Origin of the sequence: Paenibacillus sp. PastM-3 (genome assembly GCF_029893965.1) — a bacterium.
In the GTDB taxonomy this organism is placed as follows: domain Bacteria; phylum Bacillota; class Bacilli; order Paenibacillales; family Paenibacillaceae; genus Paenibacillus_AQ.
In genome coordinates this window covers 42,212-67,099 of record NZ_JARXXP010000016.1, presented here as the reverse complement: position 1 = coordinate 67,099, position 24,888 = coordinate 42,212, and the positions used below count along the sequence as shown (strand labels likewise).

The window sequence follows — 24,888 nt, the reverse complement described above, 5'->3', positions numbered from 1 at the left end:
CGCCCCGCGAGGGGCGGCAGAGCCGTTTTTATTAAAATACGGAGGGAGTGGAAGTCATGTCATTCAAAAGAAAGCCTTTGGCGGATTGTGTGCCTGAGCTGGTGGCTACGGCCCGCGGTGATCAGAAGGCATCCCTGGTTATAACGGGAGGGAAGCTGGTTAATGTGGTTTCCGGAGAAATACTGGAAGGGATGTCTGTTGCGGTGCAAGGGGGACGTATCGCATATGTAGGTAAGGATGTTTCGCATACCATTGGAGAACATACACAGATTATTGATGCGGCCGGCAAATATATCGCACCTGGATTGCTTGACGGACACTGCCATATCGAAAGTACACAGCTGACCGTTACGGAGTTCGCCCGGGCGGTGCTGCCGATGGGAACGACAGGCGGATTTTTTGATGCCCATGAAATTGCCAATGTATTCGGGCTGAAGGGCATTAAGCTGATGCTGGATGAAATGCGCGGCACGCCGCTGGCAGCCTACATGCAGGTGGCCTCTTGTGTACCATCGGCAGGTGCAGAATTCGAAACCACCGGTGCCTCGCTGGGACCGGCTGAGGTAGCTGAAGCTTTTACATGGGGTGAGGATGTGATTGCTCTTGGTGAAGTGATGAATTTCCCGGGCGTTGTATACGGGGATGACAAGATGATCGGTGAAATCCAGGCGACGCTGCGTGCCGGACGGTATGTTGACGGGCATTTCACCTGGCCCTCCAGTGACTGGAGGCTTCCGGTCTATGCCGCTGCAGGTGTAACAGGTGATCATGAATGTGTAACGGCAGAGGATGTCATTGAACGTGTGCGGCTGGGCATGTACGCCAAAATGCGCCGCGGGTCCGCCTGGCATGATGTGGCGAAGACGATCACCGCGCACACGGAGCACGGGCTGGACCCGCGCCGGATGATGCTGGTTACCGATGACCGGAGCTCGGAGTCGCTGCGCGATGAAGGGCATATGGATTTTGTCGTGCGCCATGCGATTGCCCAGGGAGTGAAGCCGGTAACGGCCTTCCAGATGGCGACGATTAATACCGCTGAACGCTTCGGGGTGGCCCGTGACATCGGTTCGATCACGCCTGGCTCCTGTGCCGATATTATTTTGCTGGACGGCAATCTGGCTGATGTGCATGTAGTAACGACTATCGCAGCAGGTGTGGTGGTCGCTGAGAACGGGATTATGACGGCTGAACTGCCGGTCTATACCTATCCTGAGGAAGTGCGTGCTTCGGTTCATCTGCAACAGCTTCCGGTGCCGGAGGATTTCATCATTCATGCTCCGGTGGAGTCCGGCAGTCTGGCTACCCGTGTTATCAAGGTGATCGAGAACCATGTGGAGACGGAAGAGCTGATCGTTCAGCTGCCTGTGGAGAACGGGGAGCTGCAGGTCGGCAGCGGCCTCTGCAAAATCGCTGTGTTCGAGCGGCACAAAGGAACCGGCAACAAATCCGTCGGGGTAGTTGAAGGCATCGGCTTCCATGAGCCGGCGGCGATAGCAATGACGGTTGCCCATGACAGCCACAACGTGCTGGTGATCGGTAATAGCGATGTCCTGATGGCAAAAGCGGCAGCTGCTGTTGCCGAAGCCCAGGGCGGCGTAGCTGTCATTACGGAGTCAGATACCACTTTATTCCCGCTGGCGATCGCCGGATTGATGTCGGCAGAGCCGTTTGAAGTGGCCGCAGCCCAGTCCGCAGCAATCAGTACAGCGTTATATGACTCAGGCTGCACGCTGAACTATGCCTTTATGACATTGTCCCTGCTGGCGCTTGCCGTTATCCCGACCCTGCGGATTTCCGACAAGGGGCTGGTGCGGATTTCGCCGGAAGAGGGCATTCAGCTGGTACCTTTATTCTGCTGACCGGCCTCCTGTAGCAATAAATCCATAGTATAGAAAATAGAAAATGCCTTCAGCCGGTTTCCGGTCTGGAGGCATTTTTTTATAGCTCGAATCTAGTTGGATTTTTGCCACTTCATTTCCGAGTTCTGCAGTTTTTGTGACCATTAGGTGGAAAAACGCCAACTATTTTGGGTCATTTACCGCGCTGGAAGCAATTTTGGCGAAATTAGGTGGCGTTTCTCCACTTAGTTTTCAGATAACGGGGTTCCGCGGAGAATTAGGTGTTGATTTTCCACTTAAATAGGCTGTATGGTGATTTTTTTTCGGTTTAGCCGTGGACTGAGAGGTATGGGACCTGGACGCTGTTATCTTCAGATTCCCGCCTAACGAAACTCACCATACAAACATTCAATAAACGCATAAGTCTCCATCCAGTCCAAGCTGGCTGAATTACAGAGCAGAATTACACTGAATTGCTGTTCATAGAATCTTACAATAATACTCCGGAAGCCTGCGTCTCCGCCTGTATGCCAAATGGTTTTGGCGCCGCAGCGTTCCTGAATCATCCAGCCGTAGCTGTAGCCGCCCCAGAATTCTGTCAACGGCCTGCCTGAGGAATCCAGACCAGGAGTGAAAATAGCGTGTTTAGCCTCCTCTCCCAGCAGCTGATTACCATAAAGAGCATCATCCCACTTTTTCAGATCCTCTAAGGAAGAGAAGACATTAGCCGCGCCGGTGGCAAACGTGTCTGCGTAATTACATTTCCAGTTCTGTCCGTTCTGTTCATATCCGTAAGCGCGGTTAGGGACAACGGGCTGCTCTTCATTAAAAACCGTGGAGTTCTCCATCCCGATGACCCCAAATATATATTTCTTCAGATAGTCCCGCAAAGACAAGCCTGTTATCCGTTCTATAATCAGCGCCAGCAGTACATAGTTGGAGTTGGAATATTCAAACGCACTGCCCGGAGTGAAGCGGAGCTGCTCCTGCTGTGCAAGTAACCTGAGAATCTCGTCGTTGTCAGAGTGCAGCGCATTCTGGCGCGCTTTTTGCCACAAAAGATCATTGTAGTCTTTTAATCCTGCCGAATGGTGGGCCAGCTCATAGATGCTCACTTCATTCGCGTAATGCCGGAGCTCTTATTACAATTCTTCCTCAGTGAGGGGCGATTTCCCTGCCAAAAAAAGCTTATATAGTTACAGTTCTGTCATAAAAGCAATAATATTAACCGATCCATCACAATTTGAAACATTTTTTTGTCGAATTTAATGAAAAACATTAACAATCCTGTAGAAATGGACGATAATACTTTTAAATTAATTATAATTGTTTTCTAATTGCCAATTACCGGACAAGCCACAGGAAGTTTAAATATATGGAACGGGGTGTATGAGATGATCAGATTAGGAACACAGGACATTGTGAATATCACAATGAAGCAAATTGCCGGCATCTTCAAAATGGAGCCTCTTGAGCTTAGATTTGTTAACGATTTTCAGGGTGAGCAATATCTGCTGACCAATGATAAGCTGCATCTCAGCAACCAGCAATACTGGGCTAAGGTGATGGATTGTGTGTTCGAGAATCACGTCAGACCGGTCCTGATGTGCGAGGTGCTGTATTTCCTCCGCAACGAATTTATGGAAAGTGACATTAAGCTCAGATTTTCTTATGATTTTGCGGAAGGGGCGGGGGGCGCTGCGACTGCATCAGCAGAGGTAAGCTTCAATGATACTCCTGACCTGCAGCCGGCCGAGATTGCCGAGCTGATTGACTTCGCCTTATCCCTGCAGGATAAAGTGTGGTTTGAGGAACTGACTGCCAAATTCAAACAATTGACTGCGTAAGCGTCAAGAATGCCCACATAACGAAAAACCGCTGCGCCGTGCTGTATTGACGGAGGCAGCGGTTTTTTTACATTAGAGGGTTAAATGTTGCTGCCGATGTAAAGGTGTTTGGCGAGGGCTCCGGGATCAGCTGCGGTTCACGGGCTTCGGCGGATGAACTTCTGCCGGCAGCCAGCCCCGGGCATTGTCATGGACCAGTCCGGCCAGAAAATCCAGCCATTCCGCACTGTCGTTCAGGCAGGGTACAGCCAGGTAATTCTCTGCGGTCCCTCCGCCTGAAACATAAAAATCCCGTCCCTCGACAGCCAGCTCATAGAGTGTTTCCAGACAGTCGGTCACCAGGCCAGGTGAGAAAATCATCGGCCTGCGGACTCCCCGCCCGGCCAGGCTCTTTAGCACTTCCTCAGTAGAGGGGCCGACCCATTCCTCCCAGCCGAACCGTGACTGGAAGCTGATCTGCCAGCTTCCCGGTTCCCAATTCATGGCTTCTGCCAGCAGCCGGGCGGTTTCATGGCACTGCCCCGGATAAGGATCGCCCGTCTCCGCATATCGGCGGGGAATGCCTTGAAAGGAGAGCACGGCGAAATCGGGCTTAGCGGTCAATGCCTGTAAGTGACGGAGCAGGTGCTGCTTCATGGCGGAGATGTATCCTGGTGTATCATAGTATGTATCAATAAAACGCAAGGCGGGTACGAAGCGTTTGGTTACCGGGCCTGAGGCGCTTTTTCTCCCGAGAGCAGAGGGGAGCCGTCCTTTTGCCAGACAGCACTATAGAGCGCTGCGGACTTGCGTGGACGTACACGCAGAATAATCCCGCGCAGCAGAGGCTGCCACAGCATAGGCGGATAATCAATGATCCGGCGGTCCGACAGGAATCTGCGCAGATAAGGGCGGACAGCCTTGGCGGTTGGCGCATCAGGTGTTCCGATTTGGGCGAGAATGACTCCGATAAGAGGCTGGTTCATTGCCGGGAATGCTCCTTTCCTAAACATGACATCGTTTTAAAATATCATATATTTTGTAAGCTGAACAATACGTAAAATCACAGTATTCTCATAAGACGGAGTAAATGGGAGAAATTGAGAGTTATTTAAAATATTTTTTTCCTATTAAACAAAAATAGTGATGTTTCTTATAGGGTGTGTGATTTTATATACAGAGAAAAGAAGCCGGGATTTGTTACCATCAAGCCAGAAATTACCTCGCTGAGGTTTTGAAATTTTATGTGAATTAATTCACCTTTTATGTGATTTTTTTCACCTTATGTATCAGTAATAGTAAAAAAGAAAAAGCAGCTTCTCGAGAGAGAGGTAGCGGGTCATGCACGAACGGGAGAGGGGGGATGTTTTCTTATGAAGAAACAGGTTGTTCTTCGTAAGAAAGGACAGGAGAAGACCGGCAGGAGGATTGTTTTGAAGAGCTATATACTACTGGGGATTTGGTAAAGGAGAGTACGCATTGAAAAAACTATTTTCTTTGACTATCAGCGCAGCCCTGCTGCTTGCGCCATTTGCTTACACTATTAACGCACCAGCTCTGAAGCTGACTGTTGATGCCGTTTCGGCCGCTTCCGAGGAAGCGCCGGCAGCTACAGCCAAACCAGCCGCTAAACCAACAGCCAAGCCAACACCTAAGGCAACAGCCAAACCAACGGCTAAGCCGACGCCGAAAGCAACAGCGAAGCCAACTGCAAAGCCTGCTGCAACACCAAAAGCAACAGCCAAGCCGGCGGCAACTGCTAAGCCCGCAGCTACTGCGAAGCCTGCAGCAACTGCTAAAGCAACAGCCAAACCGGTTGCAACTGCGAAGCCCGTAACTGTTAAAGAAAACGTATATAAAGACGGAGTCTATGTTGCTTACGGCAATGCATACTCCAAAGGCACTGAAGGTGCTAAGGTTACCATTAAGGACGGAAAGATTGCTGATATCGAGCTGATGAGAACCAGCCCTAAGCTAATCGACCGCAATGTCCGCGACAACTACAGCGGCGTATGGGTAGCATACGGCCTGATGAAGGATAAGCTGCTCGGTAAAACAAGAGACGGCGCAGCAGCAGTTGACGCCGTATCCGGCGCTACCCGTTCCAGCAATGGCTGGAAGCTGTCTGTTGACAGAGCGTTTGAAAGAGCGCTTATAGTAAAGCCTTCCGATGCCACCTATTTTGCAGGCGAACACATGGGTATCGACCCTGAAGGCAAATACGCTGTATTTGCAACCTTTGATGAGAACAGCCTTACTGCTGTTAAGCTGTACCCTCTGACTGCCGCTGGTGATTTTGTAGACGAAAAGAACTACACTGCAGAGCAGACTGCTGCAATCGCCGCAATCACTCCTGCACTGCTGGCTAAAGGTTCCTCTGCACAGGCGGTTCCAGGCTTCGAAGTGGAATCCAGAGCTGCGATCAACGCATTCTTGGATGCAGAGCAGAACGCCGTAATCGACAACACATCCGCTTATATTGACGGATTCTACTCCTCCTACGGTACTGCAAGAAGCGTAGGTGTAGAAAGAGCCGATATTATTATCCGCAACGGCAAGCTTGTAGATGTGAAGCTGTACAGACTTGGCACCAACCTGATTGACAGAGGCGCAACTGCTTATGCTGAAGTGGTAAAAGCAAATGCCCCGATGACTGCCAAACTGCTGGCAAACGGATCTTATATCGCTAATTATGATGAGAAGGTTGACGGTATTTCCGGCGCTACCGAAAGCAGCCACGGCTGGAACCAGGCTGTAGAAAGAGCATTCGAAAAAGCGTTGAAGGTTCCGACTGAAGGACAATATTTCGACGGTAAATTTGCAGGTGTGGATAACCAGTCCAAAATCTTGCTGCTGGCTGATATTGAAGCTGATGAAGTAACAGGTCTGACACTGAGCCTGTTTGGCACAGACGGCAAGCTGATTGCTGACGCCAAACTGACTGCAGAACAAAAAACACTGGTTGACCAGCTGAAAGCGGGCCTGCTCGATAAGGGTGTAGCACTTGCCGATGTTACAGGCCAGGAAGCGCTGACCGCAGCAGCAAGAGCAGCACTGGCTGACGCTCTGGCTAATGCTTCTAAAGTACAAGGCGAGTACAAAGACGGCACATTCACCGCATACGGTGACGCTTATGATAAAGGTACGAACAAAGCGGACGTTACCCTGCGTAACGGCAAAATCGTAAACGTAGTTCTGTCCCGCGTAGGCATGAACATGGTAGACCTGGGCAAGGCCGCTTATGCAGAAGTACAAAAAGCGATCCCGCAGCTGACTGCAAGCTTCCTTGCTGCCGGTACCAGAGAAGGTGTACAAGAGGTTGATGCCGTATCCGGCGCCACCAGCAGCAGCAACGCACTGAAAGCAGCAGTAGACAGAGCATACGGTAAAGCTGAAGTTGAAGAAGCGCACAAAGCAGCTTACTTCAATGGTATTTTCATCGGTGCGAGCACTGATAAGTCCGTAAATGTTATGGTTACTGTGAAAAATAATGTTCCTGTAGCAATGCTTGTATACTATCTGGATATTAATGGCAAAGTGAAGACTCCGGAATATCTGTCAGCCGCCCAGCTTGCGGTGAAGAGTGAAATTGAGTCCACTTCGACCGGTAACAGCCTGCACAAGTATGGTTACAAAGCAGCGGCATTCGGGGCTAACGATGCGGAGAAGGCTATCTCGGCCAAAGCCGTTGAAGCTATCAAAGCCGCTCTGGAAGCTGCAGGTAAGTAGTATTATTGAGTTTTAGCGAGGGGTTGTCCTACGCCGTGCAAATGGCGGGGGGCAGCCCCTTTTAGTGTATTATTCGGTTATATTATAGTAGACTTATTATAACTGCGGCATATTTCATATGGAAATTCGTATAGTATTTAAAGGGATTTCGCAGTCAATGTACAAAGTTTACTATACACAGCAGGTGTGTGTGCCTGTTAGTAACGGGAGGCTCCAACATGACACTTATCAAACAACTATCTCCACAGGATGAATTTACCGGCTTTTATCTCCTTAGAGAGCTGGCAATCAAACAAACCAACGGTACTCCTCCAAAGGATTATTTCGATATTGTACTCGGTGACTCCAGCGGGCAGCTGTCCGCCAAATTTTGGGATGTAAGCACAGCGGATAAAGAAACCTTTTTTCCGATGTCGCTGGTGAAGGTGCGCGGGATTGCCCACACTTACCGTGAAAAGCTGCAGATCAAGATTACCAAAATGCGGCTTGCTGAGGAATCAGATGGTGTATCGCTGACTGAGTTTATCCGTTCGGCCCCGATCCGTCCGGTGGACCTGCTGCATACGATCAAAGGGGCGATGTCCAGTATCCGTGATGCAGAAATCTCAGCGCTCGTTGCTTTTTGTGTCGGTAAGGTTGAGGAAAAGCTGATGCATTATCCGGCGGCCAAAACCCATCATCATGCCTATTATGCCGGACTTGCCTATCATATGGTGCGGATGCTGGAAATCGGAGATTTCCTGTGCAAGCAGCGACCGTTTTTGAACCCGGATCTTATGCGGGCCGGCATTATTCTGCATGATATCGCCAAACCGGAAGAGATGATTTCAAGCTTCGGAATCGTCTCGGATTACAGTGTGCAGGGCAAGCTGATCGGCCATATCTCGATGGCTTCAAACTGGATTACTGAGGCGGCGATCCGCACAGGGATTGATTTGGAGTCGGAAAAGGTGCTTGCGCTTCAGCATCTTGTCTTGTCACATCACAACTTGGGCGAATGGGGCAGCCCGGTTCAGCCGCAGACAGCCGAGGCAGTCGCCCTGCATCATATTGATGCGATGGATGCCAAGCTGCAGATGGTGGAGGACGCGCTCGATACCACGCCGGAAACCGAGGAATGGACTCCATTTATCAGAGGGCTGGAGAATAAGGCAGTATACCGGCTGAAGCTGTAAACAGCCGGAATAACTGGAAATAGCCCCGGCGTGCAGCCGAATCAAAAAGCAGGTTCACCCGGTTTGGGGGAACCTGCTTTTTGTTGTGAGGATAGGACAAGGGCAAAAGTGCCTCTGATTCCGCTCGTGTGAGGCGGAATGAGCGAATGAGAGGTAAAAGTGCCTCTGATTCCGCTCGTGTGAGGCGGAATGGGCGGATGAAGGGCAAAAATGCCTTTGATTTCGCTCGTGTGAGGCGGAATGGGCGGATGAACGGCAAAAATGCCTTTGATTTCGCTCGTGTGAGGCGGAATGGGCAAATCAAAGGCAAAAATGCCTTTGATTCTGCTCGCGGAAGGAGGCATGAATAAAAGAAGAGACATAGTAGGCCGAACAGCCACAATAAGGGGAAAAATCCCACTAATGGTGTGTGGAGAGGCGGAACAGCCACAATAAGGGGAAAAATCCCACTAATGGCGTGTGGAGAGAGGCGGAACAGCCACAATAAGGGGAAAAATCCCACTAATGGCGTGTGGAGAGAGGCGGAACAGCCACAATAAGGGGAAAAATCCCACTAATGGCGTGTGGAGAGAGGCGGATCGGCCACAATAAGGGGAAAAATCCCGTTAACGCCACGTGTAGGGAGGCGCAAAGGTTTTACTAGTATTCAAGCACATGGAGGCGGGCCGCCTAAATAGCAGCGGCCCGCCGGACAGGCATATCTTCCTCAAAAGTAAGGCTTAACAGACGGAGAAGATGGCGGTAAGGCAGGTGCCTTGGCCGGCTGCCTTTTTCGCGGCGCCTTTTTGGGCGGCGATTTGAACGGGGTGTAGCCGCCTGCGAACATTTTTCCGGCGGTATAGCCCTGGTTGTCTGCCAGCAGGAGCGGCTCGAACTTCTGGTCCTGCTCCATCAGCTTCAGCAGAATCATTGCTGCGGCACGGGCGTCGTCCAGTGCATCGTGGTGCTTCAGGCTGATGCCGAAATGCTGGGAGATGACATTAAGTTTATGGGACGGCAGCTCATCGAGCATTTTTTTGCCGAGTAAGTATGTGCATAAATATTGAAAATCAGGGTAGCGGTTCCCCGAAGCATCCAGACAGTAGCGCAAAACGCTCATATCAAATGCCGCATTATGGGCCACGACGATCTCGTCCTGCAATAGCGGCTCCACCGTGCTCCAAAGCTCCTCAAAGGTAGGCTGTCCCTGAACCATGGAGGGGGTGATGCCGTGGATCGCTATGTTCATGCCGTCAAACCGCTGGCGCGGATCAATCAGCCATACATGCTCGGCCGTTATTATACCGTCTCTAACCTGGACAAGTCCCAGGGAGCAGGCACTGGAGCGGTTTGCGTTCGCGGTCTCAAAGTCAATCGCAGTAAAATTCATTGGTAAAGCCCCTTATCTATCATATGTATTCTTAATTCTAAAGTAGTGAGAGAGTAAATACAATCTGCTGAATTTACAAAATCTGGATAGTATGCTATTCCTGAACTATGAATATTTGGAAAATAACAATAGGCTAAGGAGATGAGCGAATGCAGCTGCTAAAAGGCCAAAAAACGGATGTGACCAAGGGCAGGAACCTGAACGAGCTTATATTATCTTTTGGATGGACGGTCCGGAATGCTGAGATGGGGATTGATGCGGCGGCATTTTTGTTATCTGAGCAGGGGAAGTGTGAGCGGGATGAGGATTTTATTTTTTATGGAAACCCGGTATCTCAGGATGGTGCAGTCATCCACGCGGCTACTGGAAATGGCGATAAAGAGAGCATTACCGTCTCGCTGCCCCGTCTCTCACAAAAAGTTGACCGGATCGCGCTGACACTGACCATCTATGAAGGTGAGCAGCTGAACCACCGGATGAAGGATGTGTCCCGCCTATATGTTAGACTGCTGGACCGGCAGAGCGGCGAGGGGCTGCACCGTTTTGATTACGGCTCCGATTTAGCAGGAAACAGCGATAGTGGTAGGCGAGTTATACCGGCATAATGGTGAGTGGAAATTCAGCGCTGTGGGCAGCGGATTTAACGGCGGGCTTGCTGCGCTGTGTGTGAATTATGGGCTGGAAGTGGAATCGACCGGGTCGGCAGAGGTTGCAGCTGCAGCGGAAACGGCTGTTAAAGGGACTAATAATAATACAGCTGCGCCGGACAAGCTGTCTGCACCAGTCTCCGCATCCGCCAGCCTGTCCGCACAAACGCCAGCAGCAGCTTCAAACGATCCATCCTCCCTCCCAGCCATTTACATCAGCTCCATCTAACCCGTCTCTACCATCAATTCTAGCAGTATCAGCATCATCTGCAGCAGCATCGGCACAGGCTTTAACTCCACCTGTTCTGTCTAAGATCGACCTGCGCAAAAAATCGTCCAATTCACCCTCGAAAAGAAGCAGCTGACCGGCGTAACGGCCAGAGTAGGTATTGTCCTGGATATCAGCGGTTCCATGAGGAATCTGTATGCGAGAGGCGTGGTGCAGGAAGTGGTTGAGCGGATTCTCGCTGTGGCCAGCAAATTGATGACAACGGTGTCCTGGATGTGTGGGTGTACGATAATGAGTTCAGCCGGATGGAGTCTGTTACAGAGCGGGATTTCGGCGATTACGTCAAACGGCATATTCTGAATAACCGGTCTATTCATAAGTTTGGATTTAATAATGAGCCTCCCGTCATGGAGGACGTGATCCGCAAATATACGAAGGAAGAGAAGAAGGATATTACTCCGGTCTTTATTATTTTTATCAATGACGGAGGTGTCGTAAGAGCTACGAAAAAAGTCATTAAGAATGCAGCCGTCCAGCCGATTTTCTGGTAGTTTGTAGGGATCGGGAACTCCGATTTCGAAGTGCTGGAGGGGCTGGATAACATGAGCGGCAGGGTCGTGGATAATGCGGATTTTGTGCATCTGGACCGGATTGAGGAGGTTACAGATGAGGAGCTGTACGACCGGCTGCTGAATGAATTCCCGCACTGGCTTAAGGCGGCGAAGGAGAAACGGATTGTACAACCTTAAGACGCTGCAAAAGCAATATATGAAACAGGCCGGCCTCGGGGCCGGCCTGTTTGCATTTCAAACGCATATTGCGTGGAAAGTCGGCCTGGTAAAAGCCGGGAGTTGGCGCGTGGTGTGTGGCAGCTTTAAGCCACACTATGCCTGTTGGGTGGAAAATCGGCCGAGTAAGAGCCCGTGTGAGTTGGCGCGTGGTAGTGTGCGGCCGGTCTAAGCCGCACTATGCCTACTACTTGGCAAGGCTGCTGGAAACAGAAGCCGGATGCAGGCCAGTGGTTCCCGGCCGTAACAAAGCCGGTCAACCCGCAGCGTACACACCACGCAGCAATGCAAACTGCTCAGAACCCGGTCGCAGGTAGCGGCAGCTTAGCGTCATATACAGGGGAGGGCAGCAGATCCAGGCGGTAGCCTTTTACCAGTGTCTCCCCGTTCATAATGTCGGTCTCATAGGCCCGTGTGAAGCCCAGATGCTCATAGAGCTTGATGGCGGAGGCCATCATGTCGGAGGTGTGCAGATGCAGGGATGCCGCGCCCCATTCGCGGGATCTGCGCACGGCTTCACTAATGAGCAGGGTGGCGATTCCACGGCCGCGGGCGGAAGGGGAGACGGCAAGCAGGCGCAGCACGGGAGCATGGATGCCAAGCTCGGGCCTGCCGTAGGCGGCTTCCGACGAGGTGAACAGCAGCATGCTGCCGGCAATCTGCTGATCAGTCTCAGCGACGATCCGTGCAGCAGGTGCATCCCCGTGAACAGAATAAAGAATGGAATTACGGTATTCCAGCCAAAAGGCTTCGGGCAGATAAGCAGAGTATTGGCTGTAGGCATCCAGCAACACCGCCGCAATGGCATCACGGTCGCTATCCAATGCGTCGCGGATAATAATTTCTTTTGACATATTCAATAAACTCTTTCATCCTGCGGATTCGGTCATTTGATTGCTGTCATTATACCTGATAATTCACAGTGATATAAGGGGAATTTAAACTTTCCGATAAATGGATAGAAAAGTTCTATCTGTATTTGTGATTAATTTAATGGAAAACGGGCAGATGCACAGCGCAAATATGTTGACAAAAAAATGAGCCGTATCTAATATATATACAAAATCTATAGGTAAGCATGGTTTTAAATCATTGTTAATTCATCGGAATAGTTAAAAATATGAAGCTTTTCAGGGAGGGCTTGGAGTGAATATTGATAATATTGAGGCCTTTGTCTACATCAACCACTATGGAAGCTTCAATAAAGCGGCCGAGGTGCTGTATATTTCGCAGCCGACGGTAACGGCCCGTATTCAATCGCTGGAGCGGGAGCTGGATTGCCGGGTGTTCGACCGTCTGGGCAAGCAGGTTCATCTTACGGATAAAGGCAAGCAGTTTCTGCCGTATGCCCAGCAGATTCTCCAGGTGTATCAGAGCGGCAAGCATCAGCTTCAGGCCAAAGGCAATATTCCGAATGAACTGCGGATCGGCAGCACCGTATCGGTGTCCAACTATCTGATGCCGCAGCTGCTGCACCGGCTGAAACGGAAATATCCGCATATTACGATCAAGCTGACAACGGCTTCGACCGATCTGCTGATTGATAAGCTGAAGGCCAAGGAAATCGATCTCGCTTTTATCCGCAAAGTGGTTAACCCGGCGATTCAGACGTACCCGTTCTGCGAGGACCCCATTTCGCTGTATGTGGATGCCGGGCACAGGCTGGCCAAAAGCGGACGCGCAACGCTGCAGGATATCCGTTCTGAGACACTGGTATTTTTTGAATGCGGATCACTGGACTGGATGCGGCTGCACCGCGTATTCGAGAGCATGGAGCAGCCGCCGAATATTGAATACCACGTGGATAATCTGGAGACGGCGAAAAAGCTTGTGCTGAAGCAGGCGGGCATCTGCTTTTTGCCGGCGCTGAGCGTGCAGGAGGAAGTGGCGGCGGGAACGCTGATCCGGGTGGATATTGCGGAGACGGAGGGGATCTCCCTGCGGACCAGCCTGATCTCCCTGAACGGGGAAAACGCGGAGTTTATTGAAACGCTGCTGGAGGCAGCCCCGGGTAAGGTGGATAATCGACTAATTGTATAGATGTATTAAAAAACTCTATTAGCGCATGGTCACATGCAGTGATAAAGTTAATTGCATATAATCACAACTAAATCGATAGGGATTATAAAATTAATAAAGCGGAAGAATGGAGGGCTTGCGATGAGTGAGGTTTACCGGCTGGCAGAGCTAAAGGATGCAGAGCAGCTGCTGGAAGTTACATACCGCGCCTATCAGCTAATCCGCGAGCTCGGGCTGCATTGGCCGGCTGCAAACGCCGATCTGGCGCTGATTGAAGACAACATAACCGCCAATGAGTGTTATGTGCTTGAAGTGGATGGAGCGATTGTCGCTACCATTACCCTCTCCAATGAAGAGGAGATCCGCAAGTTCAGCCCGCTGCCTTTTGTAAAATGGTTTGCCACCCACCCGGATTACAGTAACAAGGGCTATGGCGGTAAACTGCTGGACTGGGTAGAGGAGCGGATTATCCTGGGCAAGCTCGGCTCACCTGAGGTTACGCTGGCCACAGCGAAAAAGCATCCCTGGCTGGTTGAAATGTATGAACGGCGGGGATACGAACGCTTCGTCGAGCTTGATCCGCAGAACGGTGACGGCATTATGTATCTGCTGAAAAAGACACTAGCAAATAAACCAAATAAACCAAATAAACCACAATACACTCAAAGGGGATAGAAACATGAAAAAGTCCATTTCGCTCGTATTTGCATCCGTATTAACGCTGGCGATCGCCGGCTGCGGAAATAACAGCAACAATGCAGGCGGCAACAGCGCAGGCAGCACAGGCAACAAGGTAGCTGAAGCAGCTGCACCGGCGGATACAACGGCTAAGGTAACAAAGATCATCGTGGGTACAGGAACCGGCTTCCCGCAGGTATGCTTCCTTGATGAGAACGGCAACCTGACCGGCTTTGATGTGGAGCTGCTCAAGGAAATTGATAACAAGCTACCGGAATACGAATTTGATTTTCAGACAATGGATTTCAGCAACCTGCTGCTGAGCCTGGAAACCAAAAAGATCGACCTGGTTGCCCATGTTATGGAGAAGAACCCGGAGCGGGAGCAGAAGTACTCGTTTAACAAGGAAGCTTATGCCCACTGGAGAAACCGCATTGTCGTGGCTAAGGACAACGATTCGATCCAGACACTGGACGATCTGAAAGGTAAAAAGGTACTGGTCGGCGCGACAAGCGCTCAGGCGCAGATCCTCGAAAATTACAATAAAGAGAACGCGGATGCGATCAATATCGTCTATCAAAGCGGAACGGCAAACGATACAGCCGCACAGATTACTACCGGCCGTGTGGATGCTACACTGGCAGCCGATTTTGTCCTCCCGATCGTTGACCCGCAGAGCCAGCTGAAGGCTACCGGTCCTGAATTGTCCTCCGCAGACATTCTCTATGTGTTCCGCAAGGATGATGCCGATTCCCAGAAGCTGTCGGATGCCATCGACGGTGCCATTAAGGAGCTGAAGACAGACGGCACACTGGGTAAACTGAGCACAGAGTGGCTGGGTGCTGACGTTACAGCGGATTCGGCGCAGTGATGATACCGGTGAACCGGGGAAGGGAGGGAGCGTATGGGCGCGCCGTTTGATATCAGTTATGTGTTTTCTTTTTTACCCAAGCTGTTTGGTACGCTCGGCACCACGCTGCTGATTGTCGGCGGCTCACTGCTGGCAGGGATTATTGTCGGCTTTCTGGTAGCTTTGCCGAGACTTTATAAAATTCCGGTGCTGAAAACCTGTTCCGAAGTCTATATCTCCTTTTTCCGGGGCACGCCAATTCTGATCCAGCTCTTCCTGTTCTATTACGGCCTGCCGGAAATTCTCAAGCTGGTCAATGTGGATATGACGCGGACGCCGGTGCTGGTCTTCGTTATCCTGACCTACGGTCTGCATACCGGGGCTTACATGTCCGAAATGATCAGAGCGGCCGTGCAGGCGGTGGATAAGGGACAGGTGGAAGCGGCTTATGCGGCCGGGATGACGGCATTTCAGGCATTCAGACGGATCGTGCTGCCGCAGGCGCTGGGGATTGCCGTTCCGGTTTTCTCCAACCTGGTGATCGCCCTCCTGAAGGACACGTCGCTGGCCTTTACGCTCGGAGTGATGGAGATGACGGGGAAAGCGCAGACGCTGGGTACCTTGACGCAGCATTTTATTGAAACGTATATTGCACTCGCCCTGATCTATCTGGTGATCAGCTTTACGATTGAGAAGCTGCTGCTTGTGGCGGAACGCCGGCTGCTGCGGCATGAGAAACGGAATACTCCGGAGAGAAAAGCGTTCAAAATCCACAAGAACTGGTCCTACCGCCGCATCATTGCAGAGCTGGGACCGGGTAAAGGAGGCGCCGGATTATGAAGCTGGACCCGTCATTTATCTGGACTGCCTTTCTGCAGATCATGAGTGCTATTCCTACGACCCTCTACATTACTGTCGTATCTGTACTGGTGGGGTTCCTCATTGGGGTAGCGGTGGCTTTGATAAGAATCTACCGGGTTCCGGTGCTCTATCCGCTGGCAGTCGGGTACGTCACCTTTATCCGCGGAACGCCGATGCTGACGCATCTGCTGCTGATATACTTCGGACTTCCTGTGTTGATCGACGGGCTGGCGGCGCATTTCGGCTGGGGCTTCCGGTCGGTGTCGATTCCGATGATCGGCTTTGCCTACATTTCATTCTCGATTACAGCGGGAGCCTACATGTCTGAGGTGGTCCGTTCCGGCCTGCTCGCAGTGGACCGCGGCCAGCTGGAGGCGGCTCATTCCATTGGAATGACTACTCCGCAGGCGCTGCGGCGGATTGTATTCCCCCAGGCGCTGGCGGCGAGCCTGCCCAACCTGTCGAATTCCGTGATTGGGATGCTGCACGGATCAACGCTCGCTTTTACCGTGTCGGTGGTGGATATCAATGCCAAGGCGCAGATTGTGGCTTCGACGAACTGGAAGTTTTTTGAGGCCTATCTGGCGGCGGCGCTGATCTTCTGGGGGCTTACGTTCCTCATTGAGCGCGCGACATCGGTAATTGAAAGACGGATTAATCTGTATAACCGGGGGGGAGTGGCATGATCAGGCTGTCGCAAATTTCAAAATCATTCGGCCGCCATCAGGTGCTGAACAATATAGATTTGACGGTAACCAAAGGGGAGGTAGTGGTCATTCTCGGGCCAAGCGGCTCCGGCAAAACAACGCTTCTGCGCTGTGTGAATTATCTGGAGAAGCCGGGCAGCGGCGAGATTGCTATCGGTGATTTCAAGGTAGACTGCAAGCATGCCCGCAAGCAGGAGATTTATCAGCTCCGGCAAAAGACGGCAATGGTGTTCCAGCAGTACAATCTGTTCCGCCACAAAACCGCGCTGGAGAACGTGATGGAAGGCCTGCTCATAGTCAAAAGGCTGTCGAAGGACGAAGCGCGCAAGCGGAGCATTGCCCTGCTTGAAAAGGTCGGCCTCGGCGGCAAGCTGGACGCTTATCCGAGCCAGCTGTCCGGAGGCCAGCAGCAGCGGGTGGGCATTGCCCGGGCGTTGGCGCTGGAGCCGGAGGTCATTCTGTTCGACGAACCGACGTCTGCGCTGGACCCGGAGCTGGTCGGTGAAGTGCTGGCCGTTATCCGCAAAATTGCCAAGGAAGGCATTACGATGATCGTGGTAACACATGAGATGGGTTTTGCCCGTGATGTGGCGAACCATGTGGTCTTCATGGACGGCGGGGTCATTGTTGAAGAGGGAACCCCAACTGAACTGTTTAACCATCCGCGTGAGGAAAGAACGAAGCAGTTCCTGAAACGGATCACACCTGAACTGAATTATTCCATATAGGAGGCAAAATCATGGCTATTACCATCAGCGTACTGGATCAAAGCCCGATCTATCCGGGAGAAACGGCGGAGGAAGCATTCCGCCATACGGTCAAGCTGGCGCAGCTGTCCGAAAAGCTGGGCTTCCGCCGCTTCTGGGTCTCCGAGCATCATGATTCCGAGCAGGTAGCCGGCTCCTCCCCGGAGGTGCTGATCTCGCATCTGCTCGCCAAGACAGAATCGATCCGGATCGGCTCCGGCGGCATTATGCTGCAGCATTACAGCCCGTACAAGGTGGCTGAGAATTTCAATGTGCTGGCCTCGCTGGCTCCGGGCCGGGTGGATCTTGGGGTAGGACGCGCTCCGGGCGGTCTGCCGCGCAGCACACAGGCGCTGCAGCAGGGAAAGACAGATTCAGCAACCCTGACGGACAAAATCGTTGAGCTGGAGCAGTATGTACATAACCGGCTCGGGGAAGACCATCCGCTGGCCGGGCTGAAAGCAGGCCCGCTGCCTGTTACGGCACCTGAGCTGTATGTGCTCGGTGCAAGTGTAAGCAGTGCAGAGATAGCTGCTGAACTGGGACTGCCTTACGTGTTCTCGCTGTTCATTAACGGCGATCAGGCTGTGGCGCTGGAAGCGATCCGCGCTTACCGCAGCGGGTTCACAGCTGCGGAGGGCAGAGCGCCGCAGGCGATTATTGCCCTCTCGCTGATTGCTGCAGACACCGAGGAGGAGGCGAAGGAGCTGGCGGGTGCGCACAAGTTGATCCGGATTACGCTGGAGAGCGGCAAAACGCTGACGGTGGCTACCCGGGAGCAGGCGGAGGAATTCACCCGCCAGGCTAAGGAAGCTTATACCATCGAGGAGCGGGAGCCTGAGATTACCAAGGGGACGAAGGAATCCGTCCGTGAGCAGCTGCTGGCGCTGTCAGAGGCATCCGGTGTCGATGAGTTTATCGTGACGACGAATGTGCACCCTTTTGACAAGCGGCTCCGTTCGTTCGAGCTGTTGAGCGAGGCATTGGCTGAGGTGGCGGCGAAGGCTTAGGACCAAAGCGGAAGGACGTAAGACTATAATGCGTAAAGCGTGTAAGGCGTTGGGTATAAAGCGGAAAGATTTAAAAGGACAAGGAAATGGCATGAGGAGGGGGCCTGCATATGACAAGCAAAGCTGCAGAGCTGAGCGCGGAAGCGCTTGGAGAACAATTAACCGGAATCCGCCGTCATCTGCACCGGCACCCGGAGCTGTCCAATGAAGAATATGAGACCACCAAATATATTACTTCTCAGCTTACACAGGCCGGGATTAAGATTCTGGATTACGGGCTGGCAACCGGCGTAATCGCAGAGATCGGAAGCGGCAAGCCCGGTCCGGTTATCGCCCTGCGGGCCGATATCGATGCCCTGCCGATTCAAGAGGAGACGGATGCGGAGTATGCATCCCTGTTTCCCGGCAAAATGCACGCCTGCGGGCATGATTTTCATACGGCAGCACTGCTCGGCGCCGCCTATTTGCTGAAGCAGCAGGAGGATCAGCTGCCGGGAACGGTACGTTTGCTGTTCCAGCCTGCAGAGGAGAAGGCCCAAGGCGCGCAGCGGGTGATTGCCAGCGGAGCGCTTCGGGAAGTGCGCGCCGTAATCGGGCTGCATAACAAGCCCGACCTGCCGGTCGGCACGATCGGCATTGCCGGCGGCCCGCTGATGGCCGCCGCGGACGGGTTCGCCGTTGAGGTGAAGGGTAGCGGCTCGCACGCTGCCGTACCTGAAGCGGCTATTGATCCGATTGTAGCAGCGGCACATATTGTGACTGCCCTGCAGTCGGTTGTCAGCCGCAATGTCAGCCCGCTGCACAGCGCGGTTGTCAGCGTAACGCAGATCCACAGCGGCAACTCATGGAATGTAATCCCGGAGAAAGCCGTGCTGGAAGGCACAGTCCGCAACTTTGATGAAGCGGTGCGTGCCAATGTGCTGAAACGCTTTGAGCAAGTGGCGGCCGGAGTAGCTGCTGCCCTTGGTGCGACGGCCAAGGTCCGCTGGATTGAAGGGCCGCCTCCGGTAATCAACGACGAGGCGCTGGCTGCGCTTGGGGTTGAAGCCGCTGAAGCGCTTGGTTATCAGGCTGTGAAGGCGGTGCCTTCTCCGGCGGGTGAGGATTTTGCCTTCTACCAGCGTGAGCTGCCCGGTCTGTTCGTATTCGTCGGCACAAACGGCAGCCGGGAATGGCATCATCCGGCGTTCAATTTGGATGAGCAGGCGCTGCCTGTGGCTGCAAGGTTCCTTGCAGATATTGCTGTGCGTTCCATAGCGTACCACGCTTCCGGCGGAGGTGCATGAATATAGCGGAACATAAGACGTACGATGTCATTGTTGTCGGCGCCGGCTCGATGGGCATGAGCGCCGGCTATGAGCTGGCCCGGCGCGGAGTGAAGGTGCTATTGGTCGATGCATTTAATCCGCCGCACACGGAGGGCAGCCATCACGGGGATACCCGGCTGATCCGCCACGCTTACAGCGGAGATCCTGCTTATATCGGCCTGGCTCTGCGGGCGGATACGCTGTGGCAGGAAGCAGAGCAGCTCAGCGGTTCAGAGCTGCTGGTCCGCTCGGGCGTGCTTAACCTTGCAGACCGCAAGGTGTATTCCTTCGGCGGACGAGTGGCGGAAGCGCAGCAGCGCGGGGTACAGGCGGAGCTGCTGGAGGCCGCAGAAATCCGGCGGCGCTGGCCGGGGCTTACGCTGCCGGAATCCATTACGGCGATGTATGAGCCGGAAGCTGGCTATCTGTACAGCGAGCGCTGTATTTCCGCCTACCGCAAGCTCGCTCTGGCGCACGGGGCGGAGCTGCTGACAGACACGCCGGTGCTGAATGTGACGGCCCGCGGAGGCAGCGTCAAGGTCCATACAGCCGGCGGCGATATTCACGCGGCGGGAGCTATTCTTAGCGCCGGAGCCTGGTTCAGCGGACTGGCGCCGTTTGTGCAGCTGCCGATCAAGGCCGTGCGCAAGGTGGTCGGCTGGTTTGAGAGCAGCACTGATTATGCTGCTGGGCGTTTTCCCGGCTTTACGCTTGGCGCTGAAGTAGGCGGATACTATGGCTTTCCAAGCATAGGCGGAGCAGGCCTCAAGGTCGGCCGGCATGATACCGGGCAGGAATGGAAGCCGGGCGAGCCGCTCAGGCCGTTCGGCAGTGAAGAGAGCGATGAAGGCGACCTCCGCCGTGTTCTTGAGGCCTATATGCCCGGCGCGGCCGGCCGGCTCCTGAAAGGCTCTGTCTGCAAGTATGAGCATACACCGGATGAGAATTTCATCATCGACCGCCATCCGCTGCATGCGAATGTGCTGATCGCCGGCGGCTTTTCGGGACACGGGTTTAAATTTTCCAGTGTAGTTGGAGAGATTCTTGCGGACCTGGCTATCGTTGGTACCACCGGTCATAATATCAGTCCTTTTGCCTTATCACGCTTCGCTACCGCCTGAGTATCCGCAAGGCAGGACTTATCTTGGAGGGGATTACATGAGCAGCACACAACTGAAAGATTACTTGAACACACACCAGCAGCTGGTGCAGGCTACAGACGGATTAACGGAGGAGCAGCTGAAATGGAAGGCGGGTCCGGGGATCTGGAGTGTCACCGAGGTGCTCGCTCATCTGGCGGATCACAGCATTGTGGTGTCGTTCCGCATTCGTGACATTCTTGCAGGCACAACGGAGCAGCTGCCGGCCTTCAATCAGGATGCCTGGGTCAGCGGCCAGTATGCGAATGACGGCAGCGCGGCCGATAATCTCGAACTGTTCCGCAGTCTGCTGCACTATAACAGTTTGTTGCTTAGCCGGCTGGCAGCCGAGGACTGGGAGCTGAGCGGAATTAATTTCAAGGGCAATACGGTCAAAATCAGCGACATCGTCCGCAGCTTCATTGCCCATGTGCAGACCCATCTGGCCCAGATTGAGCGGATTAAGCAGGGAGCGGCGGCTGCGGCGTTGGTGCAGTGAGGGCAGGCTGATGCTTGGAGCACTAAACAAGGTGAGAAGGTAATCTATTGTATTTTCTACAACAGATAACCTTTGGATCTGTCTGGATATTAAATCTGTTGTATTTTGTACAGCAGAATCTCAGTACTAAAGAGTTTTCTGCTTGTTTTCCTGCGATCAATTGTACAGAATACAACAGAACGTAATTTTCGCAGCTTTTATGTGAATTCTGTTGCACGAAATACAATCAACTCACCAGTTCCTCTGATTTACCAAAAGAAGAGGATGCTTCCGAAGAAAGTTTTGCGAAGAAATTCAATGAAGATAATGCTATCAAAACTAAGCGGATGCTTCCGAAGCGAGTTTTGCGAAGAAATTCAATGAAGATAATGCTAACAAAACTAAGCGGATGCTTCCGAAGCGAGTTTTGCGAAGAAATTTCAATGAAGATAATGCTAACAAAACTTTAAGGAGGAACGAACATGACCAAACCAAGACAACTGAAGCTGGGCGCACTGCTGCACGGGGTGGGCGGCAGCACATCGATGTGGCGTCATCCGGACGCCAAGCCGGACGCAAGCGTGAACTTTGAGTTATACAAAGAGTGGGTGAAAAAAGCGGAGGAAGGCAAGCTGGATCTGATCTTCATCGCAGACGGCCTGTATATTAACGAGAAGTCCATTCCGCATTTCCTGAACCGGTTCGAGCCGCTGACTCTTCTGAGTGCATTGGCTGGTGTCAGCACAAACATTGGTCTGGTTGGTACGTTGTCGACCTCCTACAGTGAGCCGTTCACGGTGGCGCGCCAGTTCGGTTCGCTGGATGTCATCAGCGGCGGCAGGGCCGGCTGGAACGTGGTTACTTCCCCGCTGGAGGGCTCTGCTGCCAATTACAGCAAAAAGGAGCATCCGGATCATGCCAAACGCTACCGCATCGCCGAGGAGTATCTGCAGGTGACGCGCGGATTGTGGGATTCCTGGGAGGATGATGCTTTTGTCCGCGATAAGGAAGCCGGTATCTTCTTTGATCCGCAAAAAATGCACACGCTGAACCATCAGGGAGAGTTCTTCTCGGTGAAGGGACCGCTGAACATTGCCCGTTCGAAGCAGGGGCAGCCGGTAGTGTTCCAGGCAGGCTCATCCGAGGTCGGCAAAAACTATGCGTCCAAGGAAGCGGATGCGATCTTCACGGGGCATGACACTCTGGAAGAAGCACAGGCATTCTACAGCGATGTTAAGGTGCGGATTGCTTCGTTTGGCCGCAACCCGGATGAGGTGCTGATCTTCCCGGGCATTGCACCGATTATCGGAGATACTCCGGAGGAAGCAGAGCGTAAATACCAGGAGGTTGCCGGACTCGTAACCATTGAGAATGCGCTGAATTATCTGGGCCGGTTCTTTGAGCATCATGACTTCTCGCAATATCCGCTGGATGAGCCGTTCCCGGATGTCGGCGACCTGGGACGCAACAGCTTCCAGAGCGGCACGGACAAAATTAAGAAGGATGCGAAGGAGCGCGGCCTGACGCTGCGGCAGGTAGCTTTGCAGTCGGCAACTCCGCGCAGCAGCTTCATCGGCACACCGGAGCAGGTGGCCGATCAGGTGCAGCACTGGTTTGAATCCGGCGGCGCTGACGGATTTATGATTGCAGCGGCTGTGCCGAACGGTCTGGAGGAATTCGTGGACCGGGTTGTGCCGATTCTGCAGGAACGCGGACTGTTCCGTACGGAATACGAGAGCGATACTCTGCGCGGCAATCTGGGGATTCCGGTGCCGGAGAACCGTTACACCAAGGCTTCGCAGCCGGCGGGACAGTTCTGATCCGTGACGAAGGGGCTGCGGTGAACAGGAAAACCGATGAACGGGAAATTCCGGATGCTGCTGTAATTCTTGAAGCACCTGATTGGACCCGCATGATGAGTTATGCTGGTAAATTAAAGGAGAAGGTCACGGCGATCCGCCGTGACCTTCATGCTCATCCGGAGCTGCTGTACGATGTTACCCGCACCTCCGGAATGGTCGCCGGACTTCTGGAGGAATGGGGGATTACCGTGCAGCGGTATGTCGGCAGGCATTTCGGGATGGGTGTCGTTGGTACGCTGCAGGGACAGGCGGGCAGCGGACCGGTCATCCTGCTGCGGGCAGATATGGATGCACTCCCGATACAGGAGCAGAATGAGCTGCCCTACAAATCAGTGAATCCCGGCATCATGCATGCCTGCGGTCATGACGCCCATACAGCCATGCTGCTGGGGGCGGCCCGAACGCTGGCTGCCTTCCGGGATCAGCTGACCGGGACAGTGGTGTTCGTCTTTCAGCCTGCCGAGGAGGGCGCGGTGAAGAGCCCGCTTGACGGTAGGCTGCTCTCCGGCGGACGCGATATGATCGAGGCCGGCATTCTGGAGGGAGTTGATTACGCCTATGCGCTGCATGTGATGCCGGAGCTTCCGGCAGGCATGCTGGGCATTCATCCGCATTATGCAATGGCAGCCTCCAGCCATTTCAAGGTGGAGTTCCGCGGCACAGCCGGACACCACAGTGCGCCGCATAAGGCAGCGGATGCGATCCAGATGGCGGCGCAGTTCATAGCCGGCGTTAATGGGCTTATGGCCAATCAGATTGACCCGCAGGAAGCTGCGGTACTGGCCTTCGGCACAGTGAGAGCCGGCACGGCGGTTAATGTGATCGCTGATCACAGCGAGCTGACCGGAACGTTCCGGGCCTTCTCGAAGACGGCGGTGGCTGCAATCACTGAAGGGCTGCGCCGCCATGCCTCAGCGGCTGCAGCAGCTTACGGCGGTGACTACCGCCTGGAGCTTCGCGAGGGCATCGCCGTCGTTAACGACGCTGCGGCAGTAGAGCGGCTGCTTCGGGCAGCGCGTGGAGTGCTGGGTGAAGAGCAGGCTATACTGCTGAGCCAGCCCAGCCTCGCCGGGGAGGATTTCGGCTGGTATCTTGACCGGGTGCCGGGCGCGTTTGCCTTCATCGGCTGCGGCAATGCAATAGAGGGCATTACGCATGCGATCCATCAGCCACAGTTTAATATTGACGAAGACATGCTGATCTCCGGTGTGCAGCTATGGGTACGGCTTATAATGGAACATAAATGAATGGTTTCAGGTATAAATAAAGGAGATTCCGGGAGCCGGGCAGCGGCTGCCAGGGTCTCCTTTATTTGATTGAACAAAGCAGGGAGCGTGATAAAGGGAGACAGCAGAGTAGGAAAGTGATGACAGAACGAGCGCCTACGGTAATAGACTAGACATAGTAGAAAGAGAGAGTGTGTGTCTAACGGACTGAGCAGGCGTTATTTGCGAAATTGCGTGCGCCTTGGAAACGTAACGGACTCCAGTGACCTTAACAAGTACAAAATGCTGCAAATTGTAGGCGAAATGGCCAGATAGCGTCATCTGAGTCCGTTAGCCAGCTGAAAGCCGGGAGTTTCGCAAAATAAAGTCTTTTGAGTCCGTTACAGTCGGGTGTTGATGTT

The 24,888-nt window shown here is 53.1% G+C and carries 22 protein-coding genes and 2 pseudogenes; 19 read left to right on the top strand and 5 right to left on the bottom strand.

Annotated elements, in window-relative coordinates:
• Positions 1 to 56: 56 nt before the first annotated feature.
• Positions 57 to 1,862 carry an adenine deaminase gene (locus M2108_RS20640; RefSeq protein WP_481856934.1) on the top strand — a complete coding sequence of 602 codons (1,806 nt, stop codon included), beginning with the start codon at positions 57 to 59 and terminating at the stop codon, positions 1,860 to 1,862.
• A gap of 362 nt (positions 1,863 to 2,224) precedes the next feature.
• On the opposite strand, the gene M2108_RS20635 is transcribed toward M2108_RS20640, so the two are convergent.
• Positions 2,225 to 2,956 (bottom strand): serine hydrolase domain-containing protein, encoded by a 732-nt coding sequence (locus M2108_RS20635; protein WP_277471368.1) that lies wholly within the window; start codon positions 2,954 to 2,956, stop codon positions 2,225 to 2,227.
• Between the two features lie 279 nt (positions 2,957 to 3,235).
• On the opposite strand from M2108_RS20635, the gene M2108_RS20630 reads away from it, so the two are divergent.
• The gene (locus M2108_RS20630; protein ID WP_277471367.1) at positions 3,236 to 3,688 is read left to right on the top strand and encodes a hypothetical protein; all 453 of its coding nucleotides are present in this window, start codon (positions 3,236 to 3,238) and stop codon (positions 3,686 to 3,688) included.
• A 126-nt stretch (positions 3,689 to 3,814) separates the two neighbouring features.
• On the opposite strand, the gene hemH is transcribed toward M2108_RS20630, so the two are convergent.
• Positions 3,815 to 4,450: a ferrochelatase gene (gene hemH / locus M2108_RS20625; RefSeq protein ID WP_277471445.1), complete on the bottom strand. Its 636-nt coding sequence runs from the start codon at positions 4,448 to 4,450 to the stop codon at positions 3,815 to 3,817.
• On the bottom strand, positions 4,393 to 4,653 hold the full coding sequence (locus M2108_RS20620; protein ID WP_277471366.1) for a ferrochelatase: 261 nt from the start codon (positions 4,651 to 4,653) through the stop codon (positions 4,393 to 4,395). Before M2108_RS20620 ends, hemH begins: the two co-directional genes overlap by 58 nt.
• A 493-nt stretch (positions 4,654 to 5,146) precedes the next feature.
• On the opposite strand from M2108_RS20620, the gene M2108_RS20615 reads away from it, so the two are divergent.
• The 3 genes from M2108_RS20615 (at position 5,147) to M2108_RS20605 (ending at position 8,921) form a co-directional block, all read left to right on the top strand.
• Positions 5,147 to 7,396 (top strand): FMN-binding protein, encoded by a 2,250-nt coding sequence (locus M2108_RS20615; protein WP_277471365.1) that lies wholly within the window; start codon positions 5,147 to 5,149, stop codon positions 7,394 to 7,396.
• A 218-nt stretch (positions 7,397 to 7,614) separates the two neighbouring features.
• The gene (locus tag M2108_RS20610; protein WP_277471364.1) at positions 7,615 to 8,571 is read left to right on the top strand and encodes a 3'-5' exoribonuclease YhaM family protein; all 957 of its coding nucleotides are present in this window, start codon (positions 7,615 to 7,617) and stop codon (positions 8,569 to 8,571) included.
• 197 nt (positions 8,572 to 8,768) lie between these two features.
• Positions 8,769 to 8,921, top strand: coding sequence for a hypothetical protein (locus tag M2108_RS20605; protein ID WP_277471363.1), 153 nt, complete (start codon positions 8,769 to 8,771; stop codon positions 8,919 to 8,921).
• Positions 8,922 to 9,277: 356 nt separating this feature from the next.
• Here the strand turns inward: M2108_RS20605 and M2108_RS20600 are convergent, their stop codons facing one another.
• Entirely contained in the window at positions 9,278 to 9,940 is a 663-nt protein-coding gene (locus M2108_RS20600) for a 3'-5' exonuclease (RefSeq protein WP_277471362.1), read from the bottom strand.
• 149 nt (positions 9,941 to 10,089) lie between these two features.
• On the opposite strand from M2108_RS20600, the pseudogene M2108_RS31640 reads away from it, so the two are divergent.
• Together M2108_RS31640 and M2108_RS20585 are read left to right on the top strand one after the other, a co-directional pair.
• Positions 10,090 to 10,816, top strand: a pseudogene (locus M2108_RS31640) (TerD family protein).
• 76 nt (positions 10,817 to 10,892) lie between these two features.
• Positions 10,893 to 11,565 (top strand): annotated as a pseudogene (locus M2108_RS20585) (vWA domain-containing protein).
• A 335-nt stretch (positions 11,566 to 11,900) separates the two neighbouring features.
• On the opposite strand, the gene M2108_RS20580 reads toward M2108_RS20585, so the two are convergent.
• A complete protein-coding gene (locus tag M2108_RS20580) occupies positions 11,901 to 12,464 on the bottom strand; it encodes a GNAT family N-acetyltransferase (RefSeq protein ID WP_277471359.1) in 564 nt (187 codons plus the stop codon).
• Between the two features lie 286 nt (positions 12,465 to 12,750).
• On the opposite strand from M2108_RS20580, the gene M2108_RS20575 reads away from it, so the two are divergent.
• From M2108_RS20575 to M2108_RS20520, 12 genes are all read left to right on the top strand, one after another.
• Positions 12,751 to 13,644, top strand: coding sequence for a LysR family transcriptional regulator (locus M2108_RS20575; RefSeq protein ID WP_277471358.1), 894 nt, complete (start codon positions 12,751 to 12,753; stop codon positions 13,642 to 13,644).
• 120 nt (positions 13,645 to 13,764) lie between these two features.
• Complete coding sequence (locus M2108_RS20570) at positions 13,765 to 14,298, top strand: GNAT family N-acetyltransferase (protein ID WP_277471357.1); 534 nt, start codon at positions 13,765 to 13,767, stop codon at positions 14,296 to 14,298.
• 4 nt (positions 14,299 to 14,302) lie between these two features.
• A complete protein-coding gene (locus tag M2108_RS20565; RefSeq protein ID WP_277471356.1) occupies positions 14,303 to 15,172 on the top strand; it encodes a transporter substrate-binding domain-containing protein in 870 nt (289 codons plus the stop codon).
• Between the two features lie 33 nt (positions 15,173 to 15,205).
• On the top strand, positions 15,206 to 15,991 hold the full coding sequence (locus M2108_RS20560) for an amino acid ABC transporter permease (RefSeq protein ID WP_277471355.1): 786 nt from the start codon (positions 15,206 to 15,208) through the stop codon (positions 15,989 to 15,991).
• Positions 15,988 to 16,698: an amino acid ABC transporter permease gene (locus M2108_RS20555; RefSeq protein ID WP_277471354.1), complete on the top strand. Its 711-nt coding sequence runs from the start codon at positions 15,988 to 15,990 to the stop codon at positions 16,696 to 16,698. The genes M2108_RS20560 and M2108_RS20555 overlap by 4 nt, the downstream gene beginning before the upstream one ends.
• Positions 16,695 to 17,447 carry an amino acid ABC transporter ATP-binding protein gene (locus M2108_RS20550; RefSeq protein ID WP_277471353.1) on the top strand — a complete coding sequence of 251 codons (753 nt, stop codon included), beginning with the start codon at positions 16,695 to 16,697 and terminating at the stop codon, positions 17,445 to 17,447. The genes M2108_RS20555 and M2108_RS20550 overlap by 4 nt, the downstream gene beginning before the upstream one ends.
• Before the next feature lie 11 nt (positions 17,448 to 17,458).
• Positions 17,459 to 18,475: an LLM class flavin-dependent oxidoreductase gene (locus M2108_RS20545; RefSeq protein WP_277471352.1), complete on the top strand. Its 1,017-nt coding sequence runs from the start codon at positions 17,459 to 17,461 to the stop codon at positions 18,473 to 18,475.
• A 110-nt stretch (positions 18,476 to 18,585) separates the two neighbouring features.
• Positions 18,586 to 19,761, top strand: a complete 1,176-nt coding sequence (locus tag M2108_RS20540) for an amidohydrolase (protein WP_277471351.1) — start codon at positions 18,586 to 18,588, stop codon at positions 19,759 to 19,761.
• Positions 19,758 to 20,903: an N-methyl-L-tryptophan oxidase gene (gene solA / locus M2108_RS20535; RefSeq protein ID WP_277471350.1), complete on the top strand. Its 1,146-nt coding sequence runs from the start codon at positions 19,758 to 19,760 to the stop codon at positions 20,901 to 20,903. The genes M2108_RS20540 and solA overlap by 4 nt, the downstream gene beginning before the upstream one ends.
• Before the next feature lie 37 nt (positions 20,904 to 20,940).
• The gene (locus M2108_RS20530) at positions 20,941 to 21,420 is read left to right on the top strand and encodes a DinB family protein (RefSeq protein ID WP_277471349.1); all 480 of its coding nucleotides are present in this window, start codon (positions 20,941 to 20,943) and stop codon (positions 21,418 to 21,420) included.
• Between the two features lie 461 nt (positions 21,421 to 21,881).
• Positions 21,882 to 23,219, top strand: a complete 1,338-nt coding sequence (locus M2108_RS20525) for an LLM class flavin-dependent oxidoreductase (RefSeq protein ID WP_277471348.1) — start codon at positions 21,882 to 21,884, stop codon at positions 23,217 to 23,219.
• A gap of 20 nt (positions 23,220 to 23,239) precedes the next feature.
• A complete protein-coding gene (locus M2108_RS20520; protein ID WP_277471347.1) occupies positions 23,240 to 24,508 on the top strand; it encodes a M20 metallopeptidase family protein in 1,269 nt (422 codons plus the stop codon).
• The last annotated feature ends 380 nt before the right edge of the window (positions 24,509 to 24,888 follow it).

Coding starts and splice junctions, on each gene's coding strand:
- M2108_RS20610 (WP_277471364.1), top strand. CDS start 7,615: ATGACACTTATCAAACAACTATCTCCACAGGATGAATTTACCGGCTTT.
- M2108_RS20545 (WP_277471352.1), top strand. CDS start 17,459: ATGGCTATTACCATCAGCGTACTGGATCAAAGCCCGATCTATCCGGGA.
- M2108_RS20530 (WP_277471349.1), top strand. CDS start 20,941: ATGAGCAGCACACAACTGAAAGATTACTTGAACACACACCAGCAGCTG.
- M2108_RS20550 (WP_277471353.1), top strand. CDS start 16,695: ATGATCAGGCTGTCGCAAATTTCAAAATCATTCGGCCGCCATCAGGTG.
- M2108_RS20560 (WP_277471355.1), top strand. CDS start 15,206: ATGGGCGCGCCGTTTGATATCAGTTATGTGTTTTCTTTTTTACCCAAG.
- solA (WP_277471350.1), top strand. CDS start 19,758: ATGAATATAGCGGAACATAAGACGTACGATGTCATTGTTGTCGGCGCC.
- M2108_RS20570 (WP_277471357.1), top strand. CDS start 13,765: ATGAGTGAGGTTTACCGGCTGGCAGAGCTAAAGGATGCAGAGCAGCTG.
- M2108_RS20525 (WP_277471348.1), top strand. CDS start 21,882: ATGACCAAACCAAGACAACTGAAGCTGGGCGCACTGCTGCACGGGGTG.
- M2108_RS20605 (WP_277471363.1), top strand. CDS start 8,769: ATGAAGGGCAAAAATGCCTTTGATTTCGCTCGTGTGAGGCGGAATGGG.
- M2108_RS20600 (WP_277471362.1), bottom strand. CDS start 9,940: ATGAATTTTACTGCGATTGACTTTGAGACCGCGAACGCAAACCGCTCC.
- M2108_RS20565 (WP_277471356.1), top strand. CDS start 14,303: ATGAAAAAGTCCATTTCGCTCGTATTTGCATCCGTATTAACGCTGGCG.
- M2108_RS20630 (WP_277471367.1), top strand. CDS start 3,236: ATGATCAGATTAGGAACACAGGACATTGTGAATATCACAATGAAGCAA.
- M2108_RS20555 (WP_277471354.1), top strand. CDS start 15,988: ATGAAGCTGGACCCGTCATTTATCTGGACTGCCTTTCTGCAGATCATG.
- M2108_RS20620 (WP_277471366.1), bottom strand. CDS start 4,653: ATGAACCAGCCTCTTATCGGAGTCATTCTCGCCCAAATCGGAACACCT.
- M2108_RS20540 (WP_277471351.1), top strand. CDS start 18,586: ATGACAAGCAAAGCTGCAGAGCTGAGCGCGGAAGCGCTTGGAGAACAA.
- M2108_RS20640 (WP_481856934.1), top strand. CDS start 57: ATGTCATTCAAAAGAAAGCCTTTGGCGGATTGTGTGCCTGAGCTGGTG.